The organism is Paracoccaceae bacterium (genome assembly GCA_033344815.1).
In the GTDB taxonomy this organism is placed as follows: Bacteria; Pseudomonadota; Alphaproteobacteria; order Rhodobacterales; family Rhodobacteraceae; genus Roseobacter.
Map to the genome: position 1 here is coordinate 2,725,925 of JAWPMR010000001.1, position 25,263 is coordinate 2,751,187.

Genomic DNA, 25,263 nt, shown 5'->3' on the forward strand with positions numbered 1-25,263 from the left:
GATAAGGAAACCCCAATGACACTCGGACATCAGATCGCGTGGGACGATACGGTCCTGCCATTTCAACTCGACGCCAGCGATATTCGGGGACGGATTGCGCGGCTGGACGGGGCGTTGAATGGCATCCTGAAACAGCATGACTATCCACCACAGGTCGAGGCTCTGGTGGCGGAGATGGCTGTCCTGACCGCTTTGATTGGTCAAACCATCAAACTGCGCTGGAAACTGCAATTGCAGGTCCAGTCAAAAGGCGCCGTGCGCATGATTTCTACTGACTATTACGGCCCCGAAAAGGATGGTGATGTGGCGCGTATCAGAGCCTATGCGAGCTATGATGCGGACCGGTTGACCGATGAACCGCCCTTTGATCAGGTTGGTGAGGGTTACTTTGCGATCATGATTGATCAGGGCAAAGGCATGACGCCGTATCAAGGGATCACGCCCCTGGAGGGGGGTTCGCTTGCAGCCTGTGCCGAGACCTATTTTGCACAATCTGAACAGCTGCCAACGCGGTTCGCGTTAAGTTTTGGGAAATCCACGGAACCCGGTGTACCTGAGCACTGGCGGGCCGGGGGTGTTATGTTGCAGCACATTCCCAAAGCCTCGCCTTTTGTCGCGCAGGGCGAAGGGTCGGGTGAATCGCTGTCCGCATCCGATCTGGTACACGACGATGAGGCTGAAAACTGGAACCGGGTTAACATTCTGCTCGATACGGTCGATGATCTCGAACTTATTGGTCCGAGTTTGGGTCCAAATGACTTGTTGTTGCGCTTGTTTCATGAAGAGCAGCCAAGGGTCTACGATGCGCAGGCTGTACAATTTGGATGTACCTGTTCAGAGGATCGTGTACGCCAAAGCTTGTCGATCTATTCGGCGCGCGACATCGAAACCATGACGACCGATGCAGGACGGGTGACCGCGGACTGTCAGTTCTGCGGTGCGCATTACGACCTTGATCCCGCCTCGGTTGGGTTCGAGGCCCAGCAGGATGACGCGTGATCTCCATGCGCTCCGGGCGGCTCTTGAACGTCCGGGGCGTGCATCATCGGATTTTGACCTGAATCCGGAAACGGTTCTGCCTGCTGGGCGGAAATTGCGTCCGGCGGGCGTTCTGGCGCCGATTATACGAAAACATGACGATTTACATCTACTGCTGACCAAACGGTCGTCTGCTTTGAAACACCACCCTGGTCAGATCGCATTTCCTGGCGGCAAACAGGATGAAACTGATGCCGATGTTATTGCCGCAGCGCTCCGGGAAGCACATGAAGAAATTGGCCTGCCCCAGGATAAAGTAGAAGTCCTGGGCAGCCTGCCGGCGCATGAGACGGTGACGGGCTTCCTGGTCACGCCCGTTATTGGTTTTGTAACGTCGCACTTCGACATCACACCCGAAAAAGGCGAGGTGGATGAGGTATTTTCCGTCCCGCTCGCGCATGTGCTGGACGAGGCCAAATACGTTGTTCAATCGCGGCGCTGGCGAGGATCAAATCGATCCTACTATGCGGTTCCCTATGGTCCCTATTACATCTGGGGTGCAACTGCGCGTATGCTGCGCGCATGGACCGATCAGATCTCACGATAATTCCACCAGACACGGCGTGGCTCAAGAATGCGCCCCTGCAATCTGTGTGTCGCGCAATCAGTATTGAGGGCGCAAAGATCTACTTTGTGGGCGGTTGTGTCCGGGATGCGATTTTGGGTGTGCAGGGCTCTGACATTGATCTGGCCACCGACGCGACACCGCATGACGTGACAAGACTGGCACGGGCAGCTGACTTCAAAGTAGTCCCAACCGGGATTGAGCATGGAACGGTCACGGTTATTGCCAACGGAACGGGGTATGAAATCACAACGTTTCGAAAGGACGTGAAGACACATGGCCGTCGCGCCGAAGTGGAATTTTGTGCCGATATCGCATCAGACGCAGCTCGACGGGATTTCACGCTTAACGCATTATACGCAACGCCGCAGGGGGAAATCTTGGATCCATTGGGAACCGGTGTTGAAGACTGTCTGGCAAGGCGCATCAAGTTCATTGAAGATGCCGGCGCGCGTATTCGCGAGGATTACCTGCGCATTCTGAGGTATTTTCGGTTCCATGCCTGGTATGCCGACCGTGAACAAGGGTTTGACGCGGATGCTTTGGATGCCGTCGCGCAGAACGCGCAAGGGTTGGAGAGTCTGTCCGGCGAAAGAATCGGTGCGGAGATGCGCAAACTGCTCTCCGCTCCGGATCCAACGCGGGTCGTCGCGACGATGCAGCAGACAGGCACTTTGCAGCGCATACTGCCGGGAAGTGACAGCGCGATGTTGTTTCCAGTTGTCCATCTAGAGGCGCGTTTGAATGCCCCTCCGGATTGGCGTCTGCGTTTGGCAGCCTTGGATGGCGACGCCGTCAGCACTCGTTTGCGGTTGAGTCGCCGAGACGCAGAGGTGCTGGACAGACTGCGCGCGGCTATGGGCGATATGATGCCTGTTGCCGAAGTTGCCTATCGCTATGGCGTCGAAATTGCCAGCGGCGCGCTTGTCCTGCGGGCCGTTTTGGCAAATCAACCACTGGAGCCGGCAGCACTCATTCCCTTGGAAACAGCAGCACAAGCGCAGTTTCCAGTGAAGGCCAAAGACCTGATGCCGGGTCTCAGTGGTAAGGCGCTGGGCGAGCGTTTGGACGCGCTTGAACGGCATTGGGTGGCCTCGGATTTTCAGCTCACACGAGATGAGTTGATGACACTTGAATGAAACGGTCGACAAATTGCTATTCGTTTTGTAGAAGCGACGTCATGAATACGGAGGAATACGAAATGTATCGCGGGATCTGGTTCGGCTGAAGCCGACATAACCCAGTTCGCTTAGGCTCTGCAGCGCAGCGCCCGATCATTTTGCATATTCCATCGTAAGGCTTCCCGCTATGTTCCGTTTTTTCGAACAACTTGTTGACCCCTATACCGCCTATTCGGACACGGATAATCCGCCGCAAAAATTGTGGCCGTTTCTTTGGCAATTCTCTCAGCCGTTCAAAGCGGTCTTTTTCTGGGCGGGTTTGATGTCCATCATCGTGGCCGCGATTGAGGTTGGTCTGATCTATTACATGGGCCGGGTTGTGGATCTTTTGGAAGGTGATCCGGCGGCTTTTTGGGACGCATACGGACTGGAGCTGGGGCTTGCCGCGCTCTTCATCTTGCTTGTTCGACCGCTGCTGCAAGCACTCGACGTGGCACTCCTCAACAACACCATCTTACCCAATTTCGGGACACTGATCCGGTGGCGCGCGCATCGGCAGGTTTTGCGGCAATCAGTCGGTTGGTTCGAGAATGATTTCGCTGGTCGTGTGGCCAATCGGATCATGCAGACACCGCCAGCAGCGGGTGAAGTTGTGTTTCAGGTCTTCGATGCCATCTCGTTTTCGTTGGCGTATTTGCTGGGGGCAGCGATTTTGCTGTCGACTTCGGATCCGCGGTTGCTGTTGCCGTTGCTTGGGTGGTTCGGTCTGTATCTGCTCCTGTTGCGATGGACAGTGAAACGCGTTGGGCCCGCGTCACAAGCGGCGTCAAATGCGCGCTCGCTGGTGACCGGCCGGGTGGTTGATGCCTACACGAATATTCATTCCGTCAAGATGTTCGCGCATCATGAACAGGAACTCGAGTATGCCAAAGAGGCCATCGAAGAGACACGCGTCACTTTTCAGAAGGAAATGCGCATTTTCACGGTGATGGACGTGACCCTTGTGGCGCTCAACGGGATGCTGATCATTGGCGTGGTGGGTTGGGCAATCCTATTGTGGTCTCAGGGGTCGGCCAGCGTCGGTGTCGTCGCGGCAGCCACGGCTCTCAGTCTGCGCCTGAATGCGATGACGGGGTGGATCATGTGGGCGCTGACCACGTTTTTCCGAGAATTAGGCGTTGTGGCAGAAGGCATGGAGACCATCGCGCAGCCCATCACCCTGACCGATTCTGCTGATGCAAAGCCATTGCATCTGACGCAAGGCACCATTGAGATTAAACAATTGTCTCACCACTATGGGCGTGACTCGGGCGGATTGGATCGGATCAATCTGACGATCCGGCGGGGAGAAAAAATTGGTCTGGTTGGTCGTTCCGGGGCGGGGAAGTCCACGCTTGTTAAACTGTTGTTGCGGTTTTACGACCCCGAAGGCGGTCAGATCCTGATCGATGGGCAAGACATCACAAAGGTCCAGCAGGATAGTCTGCGGTCCGCCATTGGTATGGTGCAACAGGACAGTTCGCTTTTGCACAGATCTGTACGAGACAACATTCGTTATGGTCGAACTGATGCCAGCGAGTCGGATGTTTTTGCGGCTGCGAAACAGGGGCAAGCGCATGAGTTTATCCTGGACCTTGAAGACCCTGAAGGACGCAGAGGATACGAGGCCCAGGTTGGTGAACGTGGCGTGAAACTCTCTGGCGGACAGCGCCAGCGGGTAACGTTGGCGCGGGTGATACTGAAGGACGCACCGATCTTGCTGCTGGATGAGGCGACCAGCGCGCTTGATAGTGAAGTTGAGGCGGCCATTCAGGATACACTCTATGGGATGATGGAGGGAAAAACCGTGATCGCCATCGCGCACCGGCTTTCCACGATCGCACAGATGGACCGGATTCTTGTGCTGGATCAGGGGCGCATCGTTGAAGATGGCAGCCATGACGCGCTTTTGGCCCGGAGTGGACTATATGCTCAGTTCTGGGCCCGGCAGTCGGGCGGATTTTTAACCATCGAGGAGGCGTCGTGAGAATATCTGACTGGATCGACGCTTTTCGTTCCGCAGAAGGCCCGCCGCCTGAGACATTGGGCGGTTTCATGCGCTGGTGTCTTTCCGGATCATGGCCTGCGCTTTGGCTGGCTGCCTCTTTCTCCGCGGCGGCGGGGGCGATGGAGGCCGGCACGGCGCTGATCCTCGGGATGGTCATCGACGCAACTGCGAGAACAGGACCAGAGCAGTTTTTTCAGGGTGAGAATTTGGTCGTCATAGGCGGCGCGATCGGGTTCTTTCTCATCGCGCGGCCCCTGTTGTTTGGACTGTCTGCTTCTGCCAATGCGATCATCGTGCAACCCAACGTAAACCCGCTTGTGTTATCGCGACTGCACCGCTGGACTCTGGGTCAGACCGTTGGATTTTTTGACGATGATTTCGCGGGCCGGATTGCGCAAAAACAGATGCAGGCCGCGCGCGCTGTCACCGATGTCGTATCCGAAGCGATCAATGTGGTGGCCTTCGCCCTCGCGTCGCTGGTTGGATCGGTCCTTTTGTTGTTTGCAATCGATTGGCGGGTTGCGTTGGGTTTTGCGGTCTGGCTGGTGGCCTATTTCGCAATGATCAACTGGTTTTTGCCGCGGATCCGCAAACGGGCAGCCGGACGTGCCGGCGCGCGCGCGCTGGTGTCTGGCCAGGTGGTCGACACAATTACCAACATCAAGACAGTTAAGCTTTTTGCCCATGCCGAACATGAAGACCGCGCGGCACTGGGTGCAATGCAGGCGTTCCGATTCCGTGCTTTGGAATTTGGGTACCTGGCGGCGGGGTTTCGATTCGCATTGATGACCTTGGCGGGTGTGTTACCGGTTTTGCTGTTGGGTGGCACGATCATGCTGTGGCAGGCCGGGCAGGCATCGCAAGGGGATATTGTGGCAGCCGGTGCGGTAGCGATCCGGATCGCTCAAATGACAGGCTGGGTCAGTTTCACACTCATGGCGATTTACTCCAATATCGGTGAGATCGAAGATGGTATTCGTACCCTGACGCCCCGCAACCGTGTCGAGGATGACGCAGACGCCTGCGACCTCATAGTTCCGAATGGTGAGATTCTGCTGCGCAACCTCGGGTTTGCTTACGGGCGGGATAAGGGCGGTGTTCGGGGCATCGATCTGAAAGTCCACGCTGGTGAAAAAATTGGCATTGTCGGCGCGTCTGGTGTTGGTAAGTCCACGTTGGTTGCATTGCTTTTACGGCTTTATGATGCGGAGGAGGGCGCGATAGAGATCGACGGGCAAAACATTACCAAGGTCTCCCAGGAAAGCCTTCGGCGCAATATCGGGATGGTGACGCAGGAGACCGCGATGTTCAACCGATCTGCCAGTGACAACATCATGTATGGTCGTCCGGATGCAACACCTGAGGAGGTCGTGGCTGCTGCTCGGAAAGCCGAGGCCCATGATTTCATCCTTGATCTGGTCGATCATAGAGGCCGCACAGGATATGATGCTCATCTGGGCGAAAGGGGTGTCAAACTGTCGGGTGGGCAACGCCAACGCATCGCCCTGGCGCGTGCCATTCTGAAAGATGCGCCAATTTTAGTGTTGGATGAGGCGACCAGTGCTTTGGACAGCGAGGTCGAGGCATCGATTCAAGCCGCACTTGAGCGTGTCATGGAAGGCAAAACGGTTCTCGCAATTGCGCATCGCCTTTCGACGCTGACCGAGATGGACCGCATCATTGTAATGGATGACGGTCAAATCGTGGAAAACGGCAATCACGATACACTCCTGGCGCAGGGCGGGCGCTATGCACAGTATTGGGAACGCCAGTCGGGTGGCTTCATCAGAACGCAAGCCGCAGAATAAGGGCTGTTGTATCGGCGCGTCCTGCCGTAAGTCCGGCGCCATGACAGAGATAACAATTCAACGACTTGGGCTGCAGGGCGACGGCGTTGCGGACGGGCCGGTCTATGTACCATTGAGCCTTCCGGGCGAAATCGTTGAGGGCACGGTTGTGGGTACAACTCTGCGAGACGCCAAGATCGTTCGGCCGTCTGATCGTCGCGTTACTGCGCCGTGTCGCCATTTCAAATCCTGCGGTGGATGCCAGTTGCAACATGCGGATGACGCGTTTGTTGCGGAATGGAAGGTGGATGTGGTGCGAACCGCCCTGCATGCGCATGGGTTGGATGCTGATTTCCGGCCAATCGTGACGTCCCCGGCTCGATCGCGCAGACGCGCGGGTTTTGCAGCCAGGCGCACGAAAAAGGGCGCGATGGTTGGGTTTCATGGGCGCGCTTCCGACACCATTGTGCCAATCCCGGATTGTACTCTGCTTGATCCGGCGCTCTTGAAGGGTATACCCGCAGTTGAAGCACTCGCGGTGATCGGGGCCAGCCGAAAAACCGCTCTGTCGGTGATGATCACAAACACCACAAACGGCCTTGATGTGGCAATAACCCAGGGCAAGCCTTTGGACGGTCCGCTGCGGCAGCACTTGGCAACGGTGTGTCACCAGTTCCGGTTGGCGCGGTTAACCTGGACTGGCGAGGTGGTTGCGATGCGTGCGCCCCCCGTGCACATGATTGACGGTGTGCCGGTCACTCCGCCGCCGGGAGCATTTTTGCAAGCAACGGCGCATGGTGAAACGGCACTGATCAATGCCGTTTGTGACATCACACAGAACGCCCGCCGCGTCCTTGATCTCTTTTCAGGCTGCGGCACTTTTTCGATACCGATGTCGCGTCATGCAGCAGTCCATGCCATCGAAGGCGATCACGACATGACGGATGCGCTGGATCAAGCATGGCGTAAAGCGCAAGGCCTAAAGACGATAACCAGCGAAACCCGGGACCTTTTTCGGCGCCCGCTCTTGCCCGATGAAATGAGCAAAGTGCAGGCCATCGTGCTAGATCCGCCGCGGGCAGGTGCCGAGGCACAGGTCGCAGAAATCGCAAAATCGCGAGTCCCTAGAATCGCTTATGTCTCGTGTAGTCCGGCGAGTTTTGCGCGCGATGCACAAAAGCTCGTAAACGCTGGGTTTTCCCTCGATTGGATTCAGGTTGTCGACCAATTCCGGTGGTCAGCACATGTGGAACTTGTCGCCAGCTTCACCGCTGCCCATATGCCCGGATAACGGATGAGGAGATTTCGATGACGCTGCGCGAAAAACTGGACGTTTGGCTGGACCAAACCTGGGTGACCAACCTCGTGATGGCGGTCATTATGTTCAACGCGATTATTTTGGGTATGGAAACCTCGCCTGAACTTATGGCGTATGCAGGCGGTTTGATCGTGGCCCTGGACATTGCATGTCTTGGGTTTTTTGTCGCCGAAATCATGCTGAAAATCTTTGCACGCGGGGGGCGGTTTTTCAAAAGCGGCTGGAACCTGTTTGATCTGGCGATTGTCGCTGCGGCTTTGGTGCCGGGTTCACAAACCATGTCCGTGCTGCGAGCCCTGCGTATCCTGCGGGTACTTCGGGTCATTTCGGTGGCCCCGCGTTTGCGCCGCGTGGTCGAGGGATTCGTCACCGCATTGCCGGGCATGGCCAGTGTTTTCGTTTTGATGGCAATCATTTTCTATATCGGCGCGGTGATCGCCACAAAGCTGTTTGCGCAGAGTTTTCCAGAGTGGTTTGGATCCCTGCCGATGAGTGGGTACACGCTGTTTCAAATCATGACCTTGGAAAGCTGGTCCATGGGAATCGTTCGCCCGGTGATGGAGGTCTATCCCTATGCCTGGGCATTTTTCGTTCCCTTCATCATGATCACTACCTTTGCCGTGGTGAACCTCTTGGTGGGTTTGATCGTGAATTCGATGCAGGATGCGCATCAGGAAGAGGCAGGAGCGGTTACGGATGCTTATCGTGACGAAGTATTGACCCGCCTGATTGCGATTGAGAAACAATTGGAAAAAAAATCCAATTCCTGACAAATTTGTGAGGTTGATTAACTGCTCATCCATGATAGCTGTGCGAAAAAAGAGCAGAACGTCGGAAAGACAAACGGGACAGCATAAAATGCGTCGCAGAGACTTGATATTATCCTCCGCAGCCGCCGTTGCGTTGAGCGGATGTTCGGGCAGCTCCAAGTTCCGTCGATATGACGGACCGGAGGTGACTTTTCTGGTGGTCAACAAAGATGCCCGCAAGATGCATTTGCTTCACCATCAATCGCTGCTCAAGAGCTATGATATCCATCTGGGTTTCGCACCAGTGGGGCACAAGCAGTTCGAGGGTGATGGCCGAACACCAGAAGGCGTATATCGGATTGATCGTCGTAACCCAAATTCTGATTTTCATCTCTCGCTGGGCATCTCATATCCAAACGTAAATGATGTTGCGGCTGCTAAGGCCATGGGCAAATCCGCGGGCGGCGACATTTTTATCCACGGCCAGAAGAACCCTTTTAAATCAGATTCAAAAGACTGGACTTGGGGTTGTATTGCAGTTTCCAACGATGAGATCGAAGAGATTTACGCAATGGTGCGTGACAATACACTGATTGCGTTGAACCCTTAAACCGGACCAGTGCTGAAAGCGGAAGCAGGGCGGCCTGTCACGAGTGTCCACCAGATTTTACCGTTTGATTCCTGAAACCAGGCAAATCCCATTTGCGTTGCATCCGGCGACAGGATGACACGCTGGGTGTCGGGTTTCTCCATCCACGCCCCAAGTGTCTCAAGTTCCGATTCGTAGGTTTCGGATATGTTTTCACCTACCAGGCGTCCGTTATATCCAACACGTTGTATCCGGTCGATCGGAGAAGAACCGTCTGAACCAAAGTGCCATGGCCGGTTTTGGACCGACATATCGCGAGAGTGCGTTGCCGCTGCCGCGTTCAGCTTAGAGTCCATTTCCAATGGTGCCTGACCGGACGCACTGCGCAGTGAATTGATGGCATCCAACATCCGGAACTGGATTTTACCTGTGTCACCGCGACCGATTCGGTATATTTTACCCGAGCTGTCGTTGAAGCTGGAAGACGGCGCACAGGCCGCCAGCGCCAGCCCCAATGCGAGAAGAATCGAAAACAGCCGCATTTTGGCACTCCTTTTGCGTTGAGTTAACGCATATATTGCGATGCGTTGTAATTCAAACGCACATCCGCGACCCAGTGCCAGATGACGAGTGTTTGATTTGCGACTGCGGCTTTCGCGCAATAGAATGCGTGCAAATTGAGAATAGCCTATGTTTATGGAGGCATCAGATGTCAGAGAAACCTTTCGAATTAACAAGTCGCCGCACTTTCCTCGCTGGCAGTGCTGCCATGCTTGCAACGCCTGCAATTGCGCAAGATGCGTCATCAGTGAACTCATCCGCAACAACCGAAGGCGAACGCGACCTGAATGAAGTGGTGCCGCGCAATATTTCCAGTTTCCGCTCGTTGGACTGGCAACCCTATTTTTCAGACCTGCGAAACGGCGCTATTCTTGTCGACATAGACAGTCGTGCCCTGCACTATTGGGCGGAAGATGAAAGCTTTTACAAACTATACCCGTCAAGTGTACCGTTGACAGAAGAACTCACGCGACGTGGACGCACCAGAGTGACACAAAAGGTCGAAGGTCCAAGTTGGCGCCCGACACCATCTATGCTCAAGCGCAATCCAGAGTGGCCAGCCTATATTGGGCCAGGGCCAGATAATCCATTGGGAACGCACGCGTTGTACCTGAGCTGGACCTATTATCGTATCCATGGGACGCATGACACACGCAAAATCGGGCGGCAGTCTTCGAATGGCTGCATCGGTCTCTACAATGAGCATATCTCAGAGCTATTCGCGCTTTCGAAGGTCGGAACACAAGTGTTGCTAATTTGACGACATCGCGACCGATCTGAGAATTGATTTCCGAATCCAGTTTGCAATGAGCGAGGTATGATGATTTACAAAGAGTTACGAGGTAAGTCTTGGGTGCGTGCTATCGCTTTGCGTTGCACGCCGTTTCTGGAGGTTATGATATGAAAAAACTCGTTCTCGCAGCTGCACTGACAGCCGCAGCATCGACAGCACACGCAGGTTCGCTTGCTGAGCCAGTTGTTGAAGCACCAGTCATCGTGGAAGAAGCATCAGGTTCGTCCACGGGCGTTCTGCTGCCGATCCTTCTGCTGATCGTGGCTGCTGCAGCACTTTCCTAATAACGGATAGTATTGCAATGAATCAAAAAGGCGGCGCACTGCGCCGCCTTTTTACGTCTGGATCTACCGGCTTTTTATGTGATCCAGCCCTCTAGATTGTCGTCAATTACGTTCGATAACGCCGTGATATGGGCCTCGTCGTCGTTGAGGCAAGCGATATACGTAAAATCCTCACCGCCAGCCTCTTCAAAGCTTTCTTTGATTTCCTCGTTTATCTCTTCGAGTGTTTCAATGCAGTCAGCGGAAAAAGCCGGCGCACAGACCGCAATGTTCTTTTTACCCGCTTCTGCCAAGCGGGCTACTTCCTCCACGGTATAGGGTTGCAGCCACTCTTCAGGTCCGAATTTGGACTGGAAAGTCGTGCATATTTCGGTGTCTTGCCATCCCAGCCGTTCCTTGAGCAGACGCGTCGTTTTCTGGCACTGACAATGGTAGGGATCTCCCTCCATAAGGTATCGAATGGGAACTCCGTGATAGGAACACACTAAGATGTCCGGTCTTTTTTCGGCCCGCGCATAGGCGCGTTCGATGGATTGTGCTAAAGCCTCGATATAGTCGGGACGATCAAAATAGGGTTCTACGGTGCGGGTCACAGGCTGCCACTTTTCGTAAATTAGTGACCGAAAGAACTCGTCATTCGCAGTCGCTGAAGTTGCACCAGCATAGTGCGGATAAAGGGGGAAAAACAATATCTTACGGCATCCCGCAGCGGTCATTTCAGCGACTTTGGAACGTGTCGACGGATTGCCATAACGCATGCAGAAATCGACCATGACACTGTCGCCATGCCGCTTGTGCATCTCACTTTTGATGCTGGCGGTTTGCGCCTTTGTGATGGTCATCAAGGGGCTTTCGCCTTCAGCCTCATTCCAAATGGATTTATAGGCCGCACCGCTGGAAAAAGGCCGTTTGGTCAGAATAATCAACTGCAACAGCGGCTGCCAGATCCAGGGACTGTAATCAATAACGCGGCGGTCTGACAGGAATTCGTTCAGGTAGCGCCGCATCGACCAGTAATCGTAATTGTCAGGGGTCCCGAGGTTCGCCAGCAAGATCCCGATCTTTGGTTTTGCAATTGCCGGATGATCGTCCTTGGCGTGTGCCGGGCGAATGTTCACGGTGGCAGAGGCGCTGCTGTCCAGCATGTTTGATCCTTCTGAAGCGGGTTCTGCCTCAGATAGACGGTTTTCGGCGGGCGTCAATCAGACAAAGGCGTTTCCGGCACCGCCAGCGCATCCGCGAGACGCTGTTTGGCTGATCCCGGTCGCAATGGTTTTTGTTGGCTGTCATCCGGGGCCCAACCCGTCAAAAAAACCATTTCAAACGTCGCCTTGATTCGCTCTTCGGACGCAGCGAAATGCTCAGAATAATGCTGGGAAGCCTGTTCAAAAACCTGTCGGGACGTGTATCGGCGTTGTCTTGCTTGTAACGCGTTACTTTCACCCATCGCCCGCAAATCCCGCATCAAATGCCACATATCATTATATTCGACGGTCAGGCTAAAGACGTCTGCCACCGGCAGGGCAAGGCCCGCACGCTGCAAGAGTGCACCCAGATCACGGATTTCCCCCATCGGTACCACGCGCGGCGACAACCCGCCCGTCAGAGCAATTTCGGCTTGCCCGAGACAGCTGCGCAACTCTTCGAGCGTCTGCCCGCCCAGAGTTGCGACAATCAAAAGTCCGTCAGATTTCAAGGCGTGTCGGCATTGGATCAATTGGCCGACGGGATCGTTCGCCCAATGCAACCCCATGGCATGAATGATCAAGTCATGTGCGTCTGTCGAAAGATCGAGTATGTGGCCATCCGGACAAAATGTCGCGTCGGGCATACGGGAGGCCCAAACCTGTGGAAAAGGCGTCACAATCGCTGGTTTCGTAAACGGCCTGTTAACCAACAATAGACGATCTTGCACTTCGTCTGCCGCGGCTTCCTGCAAAAAGAAAGCAGAGGCGCGCGCGCGATGCAGCCGCAGCATATTTAAATCTGTCAAAGCATTGGGTGTGGTCATATTGGGGAGAATAGGGTGTCAGAACTGAGTTTTCAAACAGCGGTCTCGTTGATTTATCCACCGCGCTGTCTGGGATGCGGTGATAAAGTCATGAGTGACTTTGGTCTATGTGGATCCTGTTGGAGTGACACGCAGTTTATCGGGGGCGCGATCTGTGACTGCTGCAGCGCGCCACTGCCGGGAAATGATACGGATGACACACTAAAATGTGATGACTGCATGAAGACGTCGAGGCCTTGGACAAGTGGGCGATCTGCCTTGCTCTACAGAGGCAATGGGAGGCGGCTTGTTCTGGCGCTCAAGCACGGCGACAGACAAGAAATTGCGAAACCCGCAGCGAAATGGATGGCCCAGGCAATATCAGATATCCCACAGAGCAACATGATCATCGCGCCCGTTCCCCTGCATTGGACACGGATGGCGAAACGTCGTTACAATCAGTCTGCTTTGCTGGCGCAAGCGCTTGCCAGACATACCGGTTTACCGGTTTGCCCGGATCTTTTGGTGCGCAACAAGCGCACGAAACCGATGGAAGATATGACCAAGGAACTCCGGTTTTCATCCGTGAAGGGAGCTATTTCAATCCATCCACGAAGACGGCATCGTTTGGTGGCACGCCCCGTTTTGATCGTAGACGATGTGTTGACGTCGGGTGCGACTTTGGCAGCATCCGCGGACGCCTGTATTGCAGCGGGGTCAGGGCCGGTATACGTCGTGACCCTAGCACGCGCGGTTAAGGATGCCTAAGTCTCCATCCAGCGCATCGCGCACAAAGGAATGGAAGACATGCAAAACGTTGAAATCTACACTTCGCCGCTGTGCGGGTTCTGTCATGCAGCAAAACGCTTACTGAAGCAAAAAGGCGTGGAATTTTCGGAAGTTGACGTGCTGAGAGACCCTGGCCGCAAACCAGAGATGATCCAGCGCGCGAATGGAGGACGCACCGTGCCACAGATTTTTGTGGGAGAGACCCACGTCGGCGGTTGTGATGACCTCTTTGAGTTGGAACGGGCGGGCAAACTCGACAGCTTGCTTGCCGTGCAATGAAAACCGCTCTGCTGCAACTGAACGTGACGGATGACCCGGTTGCCAATTTGGCGGTGACACTGGGATATCTACGCGACGCTGCGGCAGAGGGGGCTGAATTCATCCTTACGCCAGAAGTGACGAACTGCCTCTCGACCAGCCGTGCACATCAGAATGCGGTGCTGCAATATGAAGAAGACGATATCACGCTGGCCGCCTTGTGCCATGAGGCGAAGGCGTTGGGGATATGGCTTTTGATCGGGTCGCTTGGGTTAAAAACGCATGACGCAGATGGCCGGTTTGCGAATCGATCCTTTATGATCACGCCAGAGGGTAAGATTACGGCGCGATACGACAAAATTCATATGTTTGATGTGGATGTTACGCCGGAGGAAACATGGCGCGAATCGGAAGGATACAGGCCCGGGACGCAGGCTGTATTGGCGCACGCGGACTTTGCACCTATCGGCATGACCATTTGCTATGACCTGCGGTTTCCCAAATTGCATGCGTCCTTGGCAAATGCTGGCGCACAGATCCTGACGGTCCCAGCCGCATTTTCTCCGGTCACCGGGGCCGCTCATTGGCATACGCTTTTGCGGGCCCGGGCAATTGAGACGGGGTGTTTTGTGCTCGCCCCGGCGCAGACTGGCGAGCACCAAAGCGAAAATCACAAGACGCGCCGGACATATGGGCATTCGCTCGTTGTAACCCCGTGGGGTGACATTCAATTGGACGCAGGTGATGCGCCGGGCGTTTACATGACGGACCTTGATATGGGAGAAGTGAGGAAGGCGCGGGGCCGCGTGCCCAGCCTTGAGAATGCACGACCTTTTGATGGACCGTAATGAACGAAGACCGAAATGCTTTGGCAATTGCGCTTTTCAGCGAAGTGCTCGCGGCCGATCAGATGGTGCGGGCGCGGCTAAGCCGTGTTTTGCCCAAAGGCATGGAAATATCACATTTTTCGGTTTTGAACCATCTGGCGCGTAATGCGGTGGAGCGCACGCCGGCGCAACTCGCCGAAACCTTTAACGTCACGCGTGGCGCCATGACTAATACGCTGAGCAAACTAGAATGGGCCGGGTATGTGCATATTCGTCCTGATTGGGACGACGCGCGTCGCAAAATGGTGGCGATCAGTCCGGCAGGGCGACATGCGCGTGATCATGCTGTCGGGTCCATCACGCCCGTTATCAATCAGGTCGTCGAAAAGCTCGGGGACGACAAAGTGCGCGAAGCGCTTCCGATTCTGCGTGAGATCAGACTCCAACTGAGCGAAAAACCCTAGTCGGGTTTCACACTGGCGGTTACGTAATTCACACTCAGATCGCGGTCTGACAAACGCCATGACCATGTCAGAGGATTAAAAACAAATCCCTTGCGATCCACCGGATCCAGGCCGGCGTTCCGCATCAGATCGAAGAGTTCGTCGGGCGTGATGAATTTCGACCACTCATGTGTACCCTTCGGCAGCCACCGCATGACATGTTCAGCACCAATTATCGCCATCATGTAGGATTTGGGATTGCGATTAAGCGTTGAGCAAATGTGCAATCCGCCGGGTTTCAGAAGTTGGCGGCAGGCAATCAGATAGTCGATGGGCGATGCGACATGCTCTACCACCTCCATGTTCAGAACCACGTCAAATTGCTCACCCTGCGCTGCCATGTCTTCGGCAGTCGTGTGGCGGTAGTCAATTTTTAACCCGGATTGTTCTGCGTGGATTTGTGCAACAGGGATGTTGCGTTCGGCAGCGTCTGCCCCAACCACATCCGCGCCCAGACGCGCCATGGGTTCAGCCAATAGCCCGCCGCCACATCCGATATCCAAGATTCGCAAGCCGCTGAAAGGGCTGCTCGCCGTGAGATCGCGGTCAAATTCGCCGGCAATCTGCGTGGTGATGTAATCCAGGCGGCAGGGGTTCAACATGTGCAGCGGTTTGAATTTCCCGTTTTCATCCCACCATTCCGCGGCCATTGCCTCAAATTTGGCGATTTCCGACGGGTCAACTGTGGTTTGAGGCGCTTGCATTCTTATCTCCATATGCTCAAGTGCATTTTCGTATTATATAGGCCAGTAATGGACAAATTCTCGGACCAAAAGCGCGCAGTACAATATCTGTATCCGCCGATCGACCCGTTTGATCAGCGGATGTTGGATGTTGGTCAGGGACATAAAGTCTATCTGGAGCAATGCGGCAACCCAAACGGTATCCCGGTTGTGGTTTTGCATGGTGGTCCGGGCGGCGGATGCAGCCCCGCGATGCGCCGTTATTTCGACCCCGAAATTTACCGGGTGATTCTGTTTGATCAGCGTGGATGCGGACGCTCGCGCCCCCACGCCAGCGTGACGCACAACACCACATGGCATCTGGTTGCTGACATTGAAACCATACGTCGTAATCTCGATATCGACTATTGGATCGTGTTTGGTGGCAGTTGGGGCGCGACACTGGCGCTGATTTATTCGCAGGCCCATGCTGACCATGTGCGTCACATCATACTGCGCGGCGTATTCCTGATGACGCAGGCCGAACTGGATTGGTTCTATGGCGGAGGCGCGGGCAAATTTTGGCCCGAAGTCTGGGAACGTTTCACGGCGCTGGTTCCCGAGGATGAACGTGGTGATTTGATCGAGGCGTACAACCGTCGCCTGTTTTCGGGCGATATTCCTTTGGAAACGCGATTTGCCAAAGCATGGTCAGCCTGGGAAAACGCGCTGGCCTCGATACATTCGTCCGGTTCGACTGGCGATAGCCCCGGGGAATATGCACGTGCCTTCGCGCGGCTTGAAAACCACTACTTCTCGAACGCTGGATTTCTTGAGTTTGACGGGCAAATTCTGGCGCATGTGGGACGTATCGCACATATTCCCGGCGTGATCGTACAGGGGCGTTATGATATGATTTGCCCGCCCGACAGCGCGCATGCGCTTGCCAAGGCATGGGGCAACTGCGACCTGAAAATCGTGCGTAACGCTGGTCACGCGTTGTCTGAGCCAGGCATCAGCGCCGAACTTGTGCGCACAATGGATCGGATTGGTGGTCGATGACGACACGCCGATCAAACATTGACAGGCGGGCGCTTTTTGCCTCGGGTGCTGCGGCCGCGCTACTGGCGGCCACCGGTGTTTCTGCGCGGACTTCACCGGTGCAGGGAGGACATCTTCGCATCGCACTGTCCGGGGCGTTGCGTACCGATCGTTTTGATGCGCGCATGGCGCATGGGCTCTTCATGCAAGTCGCCATGGTTGGTGCGGCTTTCGAGACACTGACTGAAGTCTCTGCGGATGGTACATTGCGCGGCGAGCTCGCAACCACTTGGCATGGTAGTACGGATGCTATGGTCTGGGAGTTTGATTTGCGTCAGAACGCAGTGTTTCACAACGCCAAACCCTTTGATGCGGAAGATGTGCTTGCATCATTCGAAATCCATGCGGGGGCTTTGCTGTCCGATATAAAGCAGATCGAAGTCCTGAATCTGCACAAGATCCGGATCACGCTCTCAACGCCGGACACGGGTTTCCCTTACCGTTTGAGTGATCCAAGAACGGTCATCTATCCCGCCGGGCATATTGAGCAAGCAATGGCTGACGGCATCGGAACCGGCATGTACCGTACGCATCGGTTTATTCCTGGCCGCCAGTTTGTTGGTGAGCGTGTTGGCGAGCACTACAAGGACCGAAATGCGGGTTGGTTTGACAAAGTTGAACTCGTATCGCTTCCAGCCGACGCGGTGCGGGCGGAAGCATTGCGCGATCACTTTGTGGATGCAGTTGATCTGACACATTCTGCTGATTTGCGTGGGCTGGATGATATTACGATTCTTCCGGAAGAAAACTTCATGACATGCGCGGTGCGCAAAGAGCTTGCTTTGCCAAACAACGTCGGAACGCGCTGGCCCTTAGACAATTTGCGCGCTGCGCAAAGGTGGTGGATGGCCTGACGCGATCGGGGGTTGCAGACTCCGCGAGGCAAGCGTATATGGATTTAAATAGCGGCATGTTCGGGTCCAAACCAAACATTCCACCGGAACACGATACGGGCCGCGCGCCCGTTTTTTTGTGTCTGAAAGAAAAATGACAAACGATCTGATTGCAAAAGCTGCCATCGACCGCCGCATGGCCGAGATCATCACTCCGGTGATCGAGGATCTGGGGTTTGAGCTCGTGCGCGTGCGTCTGATGTCGGGAAAGTCGACTATTTTGCAGATCATGGCGGATAAACCTGAAGGCGGTATCGAAGTCGATGACTGTGCTGTGATCAGTCAAGCAGTGAGTGCAATTCTGGACGTCGAGGATCCTATTTTGGACGAATACACATTGGAAGTGTCCAGTCCGGGGATAGATCGCCCCCTGACGCGTCTGAAAGACTTTGAGATGTTCGAAGGATATGAAGCAAAGATCGAAACGGGTGAATTGATTGATGGGCGCCGCCGATTCAAAGGCGCACTGGCCGGTATTGAGAACAATGAAGTTCTGATCAACCTTGATGAAGGTACGATTGGCCTGAAATTTGACTGGCTGTCGGATGCCAAACTGGTTCTGACGGACGATCTGATCAAGGAAATGCTACGCCAGCGCAAAGCGTCTGGCGCGATTGATGAAACCAAGTTTGATGAGATAGAGACGGAAACGTCTGCTGAGGGAGACCAATAAATGGCCATTACATCTGCAAACCAACTTGAGTTGTTGCAAACCGCCGAGGCTGTGGCGCGTGAAAAGATGATCGACCCGGTGTTGGTGATCGAGGCGATGGAGGAATCGCTCGCCCGCGCAGCGAAATCTCGTTACGGCGCGGAAATGGATATTCGCGTTGCGATTGACCGCAAGACCGGCCGTGCGACATTCACCCGTGTGCGGACCGTGGTCGAGGAAGAAGAACTGGAGAACTATCAGGCGGAGTTTACCGTCGAACAAGCCAAGCAATACATGGAAAACCCCGAGGTTGGTCAGCAGCTGGTCGAGGAAGTTCCGCCGGTGGAAATGGGTCGGATCGCCGCACAATCCGCCAAGCAAGTGATTCTGCAGAAAGTCCGCGAAGCGGAACGTGATCGTCAGTTCGAAGAGTTCAAAGATCGTGCGGGCACAATTATCAATGGCCTGGTCAAGCGTGAGGAATATGGCAACGTTATCGTGGATGTGGGGGCTGGCGAAGCCATCCTGCGCCGCAACGAAAAAATTGGCCGTGAATCCTATCGCCCGAATGATCGCATTCGTGTTTACATCAAGGACGTGCGCCGCGAGCAGCGCGGGCCGCAGATTTTTTTGAGCCGTACCGCACCTGAGTTCATGGCCGAATTGTTCAAGATGGAAGTGCCGGAGATCTATGACGGCATCATCGAAATCAAGGCGGTTGCCCGTGATCCTGGATCGCGCGCAAAGATTGCGGTGATTTCTTATGACGGGTCGATTGATCCGGTTGGTGCCTGCGTTGGTATGCGCGGCAGCCGTGTTCAGGCGGTGGTGAATGAATTGCAGGGTGAAAAAATCGACATCATCCCCTGGAACGAAGACCAGCCCACATTCCTTGTGAACGCGCTGCAGCCTGCGGAAGTGTCCAAGGTTGTTCTGGATGAAGAAGCCGGAAAAATCGAGGTCGTTGTGCCTGAAGAACAGTTGAGCCTTGCCATCGGCCGTCGTGGACAAAACGTGCGTCTGGCGTCGCAACTGACCGGTCTGGATATCGACATTATGACCGAAGAGCAGGAAAGCGCGCGCCGTCAGGCCGAATTTGAACTGCGTACCAAGCTGTTTATGGACAATCTCGATTTGGACGAGTTCTTCGCGCAACTTCTGGTGTCCGAAGGATTCACCAATCTGGAGGAAGTTGCTTATGTCGAGCTCGAAGAACTTCTGGTGATTGATGGCGTGGATGCGGATACGGCTGCAGAACTGCAAGCGCGTGCGCGTGATGTTCTTGAAGCGCAAAATAAAGCGGCACTGGAAAATGCCCGCGCGTTGGGTGTCGAAGACAGCCTGGTTGAATTTGAGGGGCTGACTCCCCAAATGATTGAAGCATTGGCCAAAGATGATGTCAAAACGCTCGAAGATTTTGCAACCTGCGCGGATTGGGAATTGGCCGGGGGCTGGACGACAACAGATGGTGAGCGCACCAAGGACGATGGTGTTCTGGAGCCCTTTGATTTGTCTTTGGAAGAGGCGCAGAATATGATTATGACGGCGCGTGTTATGTTGGGTTGGGTTGATCCGGCAGAGCTTGAAGCGGCCGCTGAAGAAGAAGTTGAAAGCGAAGAAAACGCGGAGGAAGCCGAGGTCTGATCGCAGGCCTCGGGGTCTCATGATGGGTCGCGGTGGCGCTCCAAAAGACCACGATGATGGTCCCGAACGCAAGTGCATTGCAACGGGCGAGGTGCAGCCGATATTTGGGCTGATCCGCTTTGTGGCCGGACCAGACGGGCAGATTTTTCCGGATATTCTGGGAAAACTGCCGGGACGTGGTATTTATGTTTCGGCGCAACGTACCGCGTTGGAGAAGGCCGTCAAAAAGAGGCTTTTCGCGCGTGGAGCAAAGCAACCGGTGACTGTCCCGGAAAACCTCGTGGCGGAGGTCGAACGGCTGATGGTGCGGCGCGTGGTCGAGTTGATTTCGCTGCAACGCAAGGCAGGCAAGGCGGTTGCAGGATACGAAAAGGTTAAGAACTGGCTTCAAATGGAAGAAGCTGAAGTCTTGATTCAGGCGATCGATGGGTCTGGACGCGGGAAATCAAAACTGAGTACGCCTCACTATGGAACGTACATCGGTTGTTTGACTGCAGATGAATTGGGTTTGGCATTTGGACGCCAAACTGTGATACATGGGGCGCTCGCCTCTGGTGGACTCACTCAACGTGTTGTAGAGGAAGCCCAGCGACTAAAAGGCGTGCGCGAAAACGAGGGTGGCAACGGCCACTCGAAAGGATAGACGAGCTTCATGAGCGATACTGACGGCAAAAAAACATTGGGTCTGCGTGGCGGTGGCGCGCGTCCGGGCAACGTAAAGCAAAGCTTTAGTCACGGACGGACCAAAAACGTCGTGGTGGAGACCAAACGCAAGCGCGTTGTGGTGCCAAAGCCGGGCGTAGGTAAAACTGGATCTGGTGGTGCAGCCGTGGGCGATCCATCTAAACGGCCAGCAGGTATTTCTGACGCGGAGATGGAACGCCGGCTGAAAGCCGTTCAGGCAGCAAAGGCGCGTGAAGTCGAAGAATCTGCGGCACGGGCTGCCGAAGAAAAGGCGCGTGCTGAAGATCGCGAACGCCGCCGGGCTGAGATTGAAGAAAAAGAGCGCGTGGAACGCGAGCGTGAGGAAAGCCTTAAGGCGAAGGCCGAGGAAGACGCACGTCGCAAGGAAGAGGCTGAAGCGGCAGCAAAAGCCGCTGCGGCACCGGCAGAAGAACCCGTGGTTGCACGCCCCGTCAGCACCAAGGCACCGGATAGCGCACCGCGAAAACAGCCGGAGCGTGAACGGGACAACAACAAGCGCGGCAAAGGCGGTGAAGACAATCGCCGTTCGGGTAAACTGACGCTGAACCAGGCTCTGTCTGGCCGCGAAGGTGGACGCCAACGCTCCATGGCGCAAATGAAACGCAAGCAAGAGCGCGCGCGTCTCAAGGCAATGGGTGGCACTGTCGAGCGAGAAAAGGTTGTGCGTGACGTGCAGCTTCCCGAGGCGATTGTTGTATCTGAGTTGGCGGTTCGGATGGCCGAACGTGTTGGCGAAGTGGTCAAGGCGCTGATGAACAACGGCCTGATGGTAACGCAGAACGAGACGATTGACGCAGACACAGCCGAACTCATCATCGAAGAGTTCGGCCACAAAGTGGTGCGCGTGTCGGATGCTGACGTCGAAGATGTGATCAACGAAGTCGAAGACGACGAAAAAGATCTGCAAGCCCGACCTCCGGTCATTACAATCATGGGTCACGTCGATCACGGGAAAACATCACTTCTGGACGCGATCCGAAACGCCAAGGTTGTCGCTGGCGAAGCCGGTGGGATCACTCAGCACATTGGGGCCTATCAGGTCACCACGGATGGCGGTCAGGTACTGAGTTTCCTGGATACACCGGGTCACGCTGCCTTTACGTCCATGCGGTCGCGCGGCGCGCAGGTGACGGATATCGTGGTGTTGGTGGTTGCCGCTGATGATGCGGTGATGCCTCAGACGATCGAGGCGATCAACCATGCCAAGGCTGCTCAGGTGCCAATGATCGTCGCGATCAACAAGATTGACCGTCCGGCAGCCGATCCCACCAAGGTTCGAACTGACCTTCTGCAACACGAAGTAATTGTTGAAGAAATGTCCGGTGAAGTTCAGGACGTTGAGGTCTCAGCCATTACCGGTCAAGGACTCGATAAGCTGCTTGAGGCGATTGCGCTGCAGGCGGAGATTCTCGAACTTAAAGCGAACCCGGATCGGGCAGCACAAGGTGCCGTCATCGAAGCGCAACTTGATGTCGGCCGCGGTCCTGTTGCCACTGTTCTGGTTCAGAATGGTACGCTGCGCCAAGGCGATATCTTTGTTGTTGGCGAGCAATACGGTAAAGTTCGTGCGCTGATCAACGATCAGGGCGAACGCGTGAAAGAGGCCGGACCTTCTGTGCCAGTCGAAGTGCTGGGTCTCAACGGTACACCTGAAGCAGGTGACGTTCTGAACGTGACAGAAACCGAAGCGCAGGCGCGTGAAATTGCATCTTATCGTGCCAATGCCGCCAAAGACAAACGCGCGGCAGCTGGTGCGGCGACAACGCTTGAACAGTTGATGGCAAACGCCAAGGCGGATGAGAATGTCAACGAATTGCCTATTCTGGTGAAGGCGGATGTGCAGGGATCTGCCGAAGCAATCGTCCAGGCGATGGAGAAAATTGGCAACGACGAGGTCCGCGTGCGTGTGCTGCACTCTGGTGTGGGCGCGATCACCGAAACCGACGTTGGGCTTGCCGAAGCATCTGGCGCGCCGATCATGGGCTTCAATGTGCGTGCGAATACCTCTGCGCGCAACACAGCGAATCAAAAAGGCGTGGAGATCCGTTACTATTCGGTCATTTATGATCTTGTGGACGATGTGAAGGCGGCTGCGTCAGGCCTGCTCAGTGCAGAAATTCGCGAGAATTTCATCGGCTATGCGACGATCAAGGAGGTCTTCAAAGTCACGGGTGTTGGTAAGGTTGCCGGGTGTCTGGTCACGGAAGGTGTTGCTCGGAGATCCGCTGGCGTTCGTTTGCTACGTGACAATGTCGTGATTCATGAAGGTACATTGAAAACACTGAAGCGCTTCAAAGATGAAGTAGCTGAGGTTCAATCGGGTCAGGAATGCGGTATGGCTTTTGAGAACTACGATGACATTCGTGCCGATGATGTTATTGAAATCTTCGAACGTGAAGAGATCACGCGCACGCTTAGCTGATCCAAAAACCGATGACGCAAAGAAGAGAGACAGCCACCCGGCTGTCTCTTTTTTATTTCTTCTCAGGAAGTTACGCAGCTTTTATGACGGGCGCGCCAGCAAAACTGGTGTCATCTACCCTAACGACAATACGCCCATCCGGCAACGCACGTACATACGTACCTTGTATGGAAATTGCGCTCCCAAGTGTGATCGTCCTTAACATGCCGTTTCCTCCCCAGGATCATGACATCTAAACTCTACTCAAGAATGACAAAATTACTATTAACAATGTGTTAAAATACACTTAATGGGCGAAAAATTGCAAACTATTTGGCGTCGATTTCTTAAAGTCACAACCAATCGCGCAAAATGGGAATAAGGGGGACGTCGGCCTCGGGCATGGGAAAGTCTTTCAAAGCGCCCGGGCGGACCCATTTCAGCAGCTGGTTTTCTCGGGAGGTAGGGGTTCCTTCCCATTTGCGGCAGGCAAACAAAGGCATCAAAAGATGGAATGTTTCATAGCTGTGGCTCGCGAAGGTCAGTGGGGCCAGGCAAGACGTCCAAGTGTTGATTCCAAGTTCTTCTTCCAGTTCCCGGATGAGCGCAATTTCGGGTGTCTCACCTGCCTCAACTTTGCCACCGGGAAACTCCCATAGCCCCGCCATGGATTTCCCTTCTGGCCTTTGCGCCAGCAGCACGCGACCATCCGGATCAATCAAGGCAACAGCAGACACAAGTACAGTTTTCATCAAAATCAAGACCGATAATCAGCGTTGATATCAATGTAACCATGGGTCAGATCACAGGTCCACACAGTGGCGCGCCCCTCGCCGAGGCCGATGTCTACGCCGATGATCAACTCTTTCTTTTTCATATGGGCTTGGGCTTTAGCTTCGTCATAGCCGGAACTGACCCACCCCTTATCCGCCACAAGAACATCCCCAAATCTGATGGACAAGAGATCGCGATCAGCAGGCGCTCCGGATTTTCCGACGGCCATGACCACTCTACCCCAATTTGCATCTTCACCCGCGATGGCGGTCTTGACCAAAGGCGAGTTTGCGATGGATAAACCGTGCGTTCGTGCATCCGTATCCGTCAAAGCGCCGGAGACTTGAATCTCCACAAATTTGGTAGCGCCCTCACCGTCGCGGACAACCTGATGGGCCAAATCACGCATCACTTGGTGCAATGCTTCAGAAAAAGCAGGCACACCGCTCACATCAACCTCCGACCTGCCGGTAGCTGCCACCAGCAGCGTGTCGGATGTCGATGTATCGCTATCTACAGTGATGCAGTTGAACGTCTTCTGATTGTGCACGGAAACGAGAGTTTGCAGTTCTGACTGAGATATCTTGGCGTCCGTAAAAATATAAACCAGCATCGTCGCCATGTCGGGCGCAATCATCCCTGATCCTTTGGCGATACCGGCAATCTTTACGGTCTTCCCGCCTACATCAACGGTTGTTCCTGCGCCCTTCGGGAAAGTATCCGTTGTCATAATTGCACGCGCCGCATGCTCAATGGACGCCCCATCCAATGCATGCACCAGCGCGTCCAGCTTTGCCGTGATCCGCTCAAAAGGTAAAGGTTCGCCAATAACACCGGTGGATGACGTGAAGACGCGTTCTTGTGGTACACCACATGCTTTGGCCGTTGCCTGGGTGATGCCCTCCACAGCGGCGATGCCGCCGCGCCCGGTGAACGCATTGGCATTGCCAGCGTTTACCAAAATTGCGGCGGCTTTGTCGCAGGGTCCACCGATTTTTTCCTGACAGTCCAATACAGGCGCAGAGCGCGTTGCCGAGCTGGTGAACACGCCCGCAATGGCGGTGCCCTCTACCAAATGCGCCAACATCACATCTGCCCGATCCCGGTATTTCACGCCCGCTGCGATTGTAGCAAAAGCAACTCCGTCAATTGTTGGTAAATCGGGGAACGCTGCAGGCGCCAATGGCGATATGGCAGTGACCTTGGCCATTT

Annotated in this window: 26 protein-coding genes; 20 read left to right on the forward strand and 6 right to left on the reverse strand. The window is 54.8% G+C overall.

Features of this window, described 5'->3' with window-relative positions:
* Nucleotides 1-15 precede the first annotated feature (15 nt).
* The 8 genes from R8G34_12650 (at nt 16) to R8G34_12685 (ending at nt 9,235) form a co-directional block, all read left to right on the forward strand.
* Nucleotides 16-999 (forward strand): Hsp33 family molecular chaperone HslO, encoded by a 984-nt coding sequence (locus R8G34_12650; protein ID MDW3223713.1) that lies wholly within the window; start codon nt 16-18, stop codon nt 997-999.
* Nucleotides 989-1,585: a CoA pyrophosphatase gene (locus R8G34_12655; GenBank protein MDW3223714.1), complete on the forward strand. Its 597-nt coding sequence runs from the start codon at nt 989-991 to the stop codon at nt 1,583-1,585. Before R8G34_12650 ends, R8G34_12655 begins: the two co-directional genes overlap by 11 nt.
* Entirely contained in the window at nt 1,561-2,742 is a 1,182-nt protein-coding gene (locus R8G34_12660; GenBank protein ID MDW3223715.1) for a CCA tRNA nucleotidyltransferase, read from the forward strand. The genes R8G34_12655 and R8G34_12660 overlap by 25 nt, the downstream gene beginning before the upstream one ends.
* A gap of 169 nt (nt 2,743-2,911) precedes the next feature.
* Entirely contained in the window at nt 2,912-4,750 is a 1,839-nt protein-coding gene (locus tag R8G34_12665; GenBank protein MDW3223716.1) for an ABC transporter ATP-binding protein, read from the forward strand.
* Entirely contained in the window at nt 4,747-6,579 is a 1,833-nt protein-coding gene (locus R8G34_12670) for an ABC transporter ATP-binding protein (GenBank protein ID MDW3223717.1), read from the forward strand. Before R8G34_12665 ends, R8G34_12670 begins: the two co-directional genes overlap by 4 nt.
* Before the next feature lie 40 nt (nt 6,580-6,619).
* Complete coding sequence (locus tag R8G34_12675) at nt 6,620-7,849, forward strand: class I SAM-dependent RNA methyltransferase (protein ID MDW3223718.1); 1,230 nt, start codon at nt 6,620-6,622, stop codon at nt 7,847-7,849.
* 17 nt (nt 7,850-7,866) lie between these two features.
* Nucleotides 7,867-8,646 (forward strand): ion transporter, encoded by a 780-nt coding sequence (locus R8G34_12680; GenBank protein ID MDW3223719.1) that lies wholly within the window; start codon nt 7,867-7,869, stop codon nt 8,644-8,646.
* Between the two features lie 88 nt (nt 8,647-8,734).
* Entirely contained in the window at nt 8,735-9,235 is a 501-nt protein-coding gene (locus R8G34_12685; GenBank protein ID MDW3223720.1) for a L,D-transpeptidase family protein, read from the forward strand.
* Here R8G34_12685 and R8G34_12690 read toward each other — a convergent pair.
* Nucleotides 9,232-9,756 (reverse strand): CAP domain-containing protein, encoded by a 525-nt coding sequence (locus R8G34_12690; GenBank protein MDW3223721.1) that lies wholly within the window; start codon nt 9,754-9,756, stop codon nt 9,232-9,234. The two genes, R8G34_12685 and R8G34_12690, sit on opposite strands and share 4 nt — an antisense overlap.
* A 167-nt stretch (nt 9,757-9,923) precedes the next feature.
* On the opposite strand from R8G34_12690, the gene R8G34_12695 reads away from it, so the two are divergent.
* Nucleotides 9,924-10,535, forward strand: coding sequence for a L,D-transpeptidase (locus R8G34_12695; GenBank protein MDW3223722.1), 612 nt, complete (start codon nt 9,924-9,926; stop codon nt 10,533-10,535).
* A 140-nt stretch (nt 10,536-10,675) separates the two neighbouring features.
* The gene (locus R8G34_12700; protein MDW3223723.1) at nt 10,676-10,852 is read left to right on the forward strand and encodes a hypothetical protein; all 177 of its coding nucleotides are present in this window, start codon (nt 10,676-10,678) and stop codon (nt 10,850-10,852) included.
* Between the two features lie 74 nt (nt 10,853-10,926).
* Here the strand turns inward: R8G34_12700 and hemH are convergent, their stop codons facing one another.
* Both hemH and R8G34_12710 read right to left on the reverse strand, forming a co-directional pair.
* On the reverse strand, nt 10,927-11,997 hold the full coding sequence (gene hemH / locus R8G34_12705) for a ferrochelatase (GenBank protein ID MDW3223724.1): 1,071 nt from the start codon (nt 11,995-11,997) through the stop codon (nt 10,927-10,929).
* A 53-nt stretch (nt 11,998-12,050) separates the two neighbouring features.
* Complete coding sequence (locus R8G34_12710; protein MDW3223725.1) at nt 12,051-12,863, reverse strand: SAM-dependent methyltransferase; 813 nt, start codon at nt 12,861-12,863, stop codon at nt 12,051-12,053.
* 24 nt (nt 12,864-12,887) lie between these two features.
* Here R8G34_12710 and R8G34_12715 point away from each other — a divergent pair, with 24 nt between their 5' ends.
* From R8G34_12715 to R8G34_12730, 4 genes are read left to right on the forward strand one after another with little or no spacing between them, the layout of a single operon-like run.
* Nucleotides 12,888-13,610, forward strand: coding sequence for a ComF family protein (locus R8G34_12715; protein MDW3223726.1), 723 nt, complete (start codon nt 12,888-12,890; stop codon nt 13,608-13,610).
* 39 nt (nt 13,611-13,649) lie between these two features.
* Nucleotides 13,650-13,910 (forward strand): glutaredoxin 3, encoded by a 261-nt coding sequence (gene grxC / locus R8G34_12720; protein MDW3223727.1) that lies wholly within the window; start codon nt 13,650-13,652, stop codon nt 13,908-13,910.
* Nucleotides 13,907-14,737: a carbon-nitrogen hydrolase family protein gene (locus R8G34_12725; protein MDW3223728.1), complete on the forward strand. Its 831-nt coding sequence runs from the start codon at nt 13,907-13,909 to the stop codon at nt 14,735-14,737. The genes grxC and R8G34_12725 overlap by 4 nt, the downstream gene beginning before the upstream one ends.
* The gene (locus R8G34_12730) at nt 14,737-15,180 is read left to right on the forward strand and encodes a MarR family winged helix-turn-helix transcriptional regulator (protein MDW3223729.1); all 444 of its coding nucleotides are present in this window, start codon (nt 14,737-14,739) and stop codon (nt 15,178-15,180) included. Before R8G34_12725 ends, R8G34_12730 begins: the two co-directional genes overlap by 1 nt.
* On the opposite strand, the gene ubiG is transcribed toward R8G34_12730, so the two are convergent.
* Nucleotides 15,177-15,923, reverse strand: a complete 747-nt coding sequence (gene ubiG / locus R8G34_12735) for a bifunctional 2-polyprenyl-6-hydroxyphenol methylase/3-demethylubiquinol 3-O-methyltransferase UbiG (GenBank protein ID MDW3223730.1) — start codon at nt 15,921-15,923, stop codon at nt 15,177-15,179. The genes R8G34_12730 and ubiG overlap by 4 nt on opposite strands.
* Before the next feature lie 48 nt (nt 15,924-15,971).
* Between ubiG and pip the strand changes: the two genes are divergently transcribed.
* The 6 genes from pip to infB all read left to right on the forward strand — a co-directional run bounded on the left by pip (nt 15,972) and on the right by infB (nt 23,298).
* Nucleotides 15,972-16,943, forward strand: a complete 972-nt coding sequence (pip, locus tag R8G34_12740) for a prolyl aminopeptidase (GenBank protein ID MDW3223731.1) — start codon at nt 15,972-15,974, stop codon at nt 16,941-16,943.
* Entirely contained in the window at nt 16,940-17,836 is an 897-nt protein-coding gene (locus tag R8G34_12745; GenBank protein MDW3223732.1) for an ABC transporter substrate-binding protein, read from the forward strand. The genes pip and R8G34_12745 overlap by 4 nt, the downstream gene beginning before the upstream one ends.
* 133 nt (nt 17,837-17,969) lie before the next feature.
* Entirely contained in the window at nt 17,970-18,548 is a 579-nt protein-coding gene (gene rimP, locus R8G34_12750; protein ID MDW3223733.1) for a ribosome maturation factor RimP, read from the forward strand.
* The gene (gene nusA, locus R8G34_12755) at nt 18,549-20,171 is read left to right on the forward strand and encodes a transcription termination factor NusA (GenBank protein MDW3223734.1); all 1,623 of its coding nucleotides are present in this window, start codon (nt 18,549-18,551) and stop codon (nt 20,169-20,171) included.
* A 22-nt stretch (nt 20,172-20,193) separates the two neighbouring features.
* Nucleotides 20,194-20,814 carry an RNA-binding protein gene (locus R8G34_12760; protein MDW3223735.1) on the forward strand — a complete coding sequence of 207 codons (621 nt, stop codon included), beginning with the start codon at nt 20,194-20,196 and terminating at the stop codon, nt 20,812-20,814.
* 9 nt (nt 20,815-20,823) lie between these two features.
* Nucleotides 20,824-23,298, forward strand: coding sequence for a translation initiation factor IF-2 (gene infB / locus R8G34_12765; GenBank protein MDW3223736.1), 2,475 nt, complete (start codon nt 20,824-20,826; stop codon nt 23,296-23,298).
* A gap of 332 nt (nt 23,299-23,630) precedes the next feature.
* Here the strand turns inward: infB and R8G34_12770 are convergent, their stop codons facing one another.
* Nucleotides 23,631-24,029, reverse strand: coding sequence for a (deoxy)nucleoside triphosphate pyrophosphohydrolase (locus R8G34_12770; protein MDW3223737.1), 399 nt, complete (start codon nt 24,027-24,029; stop codon nt 23,631-23,633).
* Nucleotides 24,030-24,034: 5 nt separating this feature from the next.
* Nucleotides 24,035-25,261, reverse strand: a complete 1,227-nt coding sequence (argJ, locus tag R8G34_12775; GenBank protein MDW3223738.1) for a bifunctional glutamate N-acetyltransferase/amino-acid acetyltransferase ArgJ — start codon at nt 25,259-25,261, stop codon at nt 24,035-24,037.
* Nucleotides 25,262-25,263 lie beyond the last annotated feature (2 nt).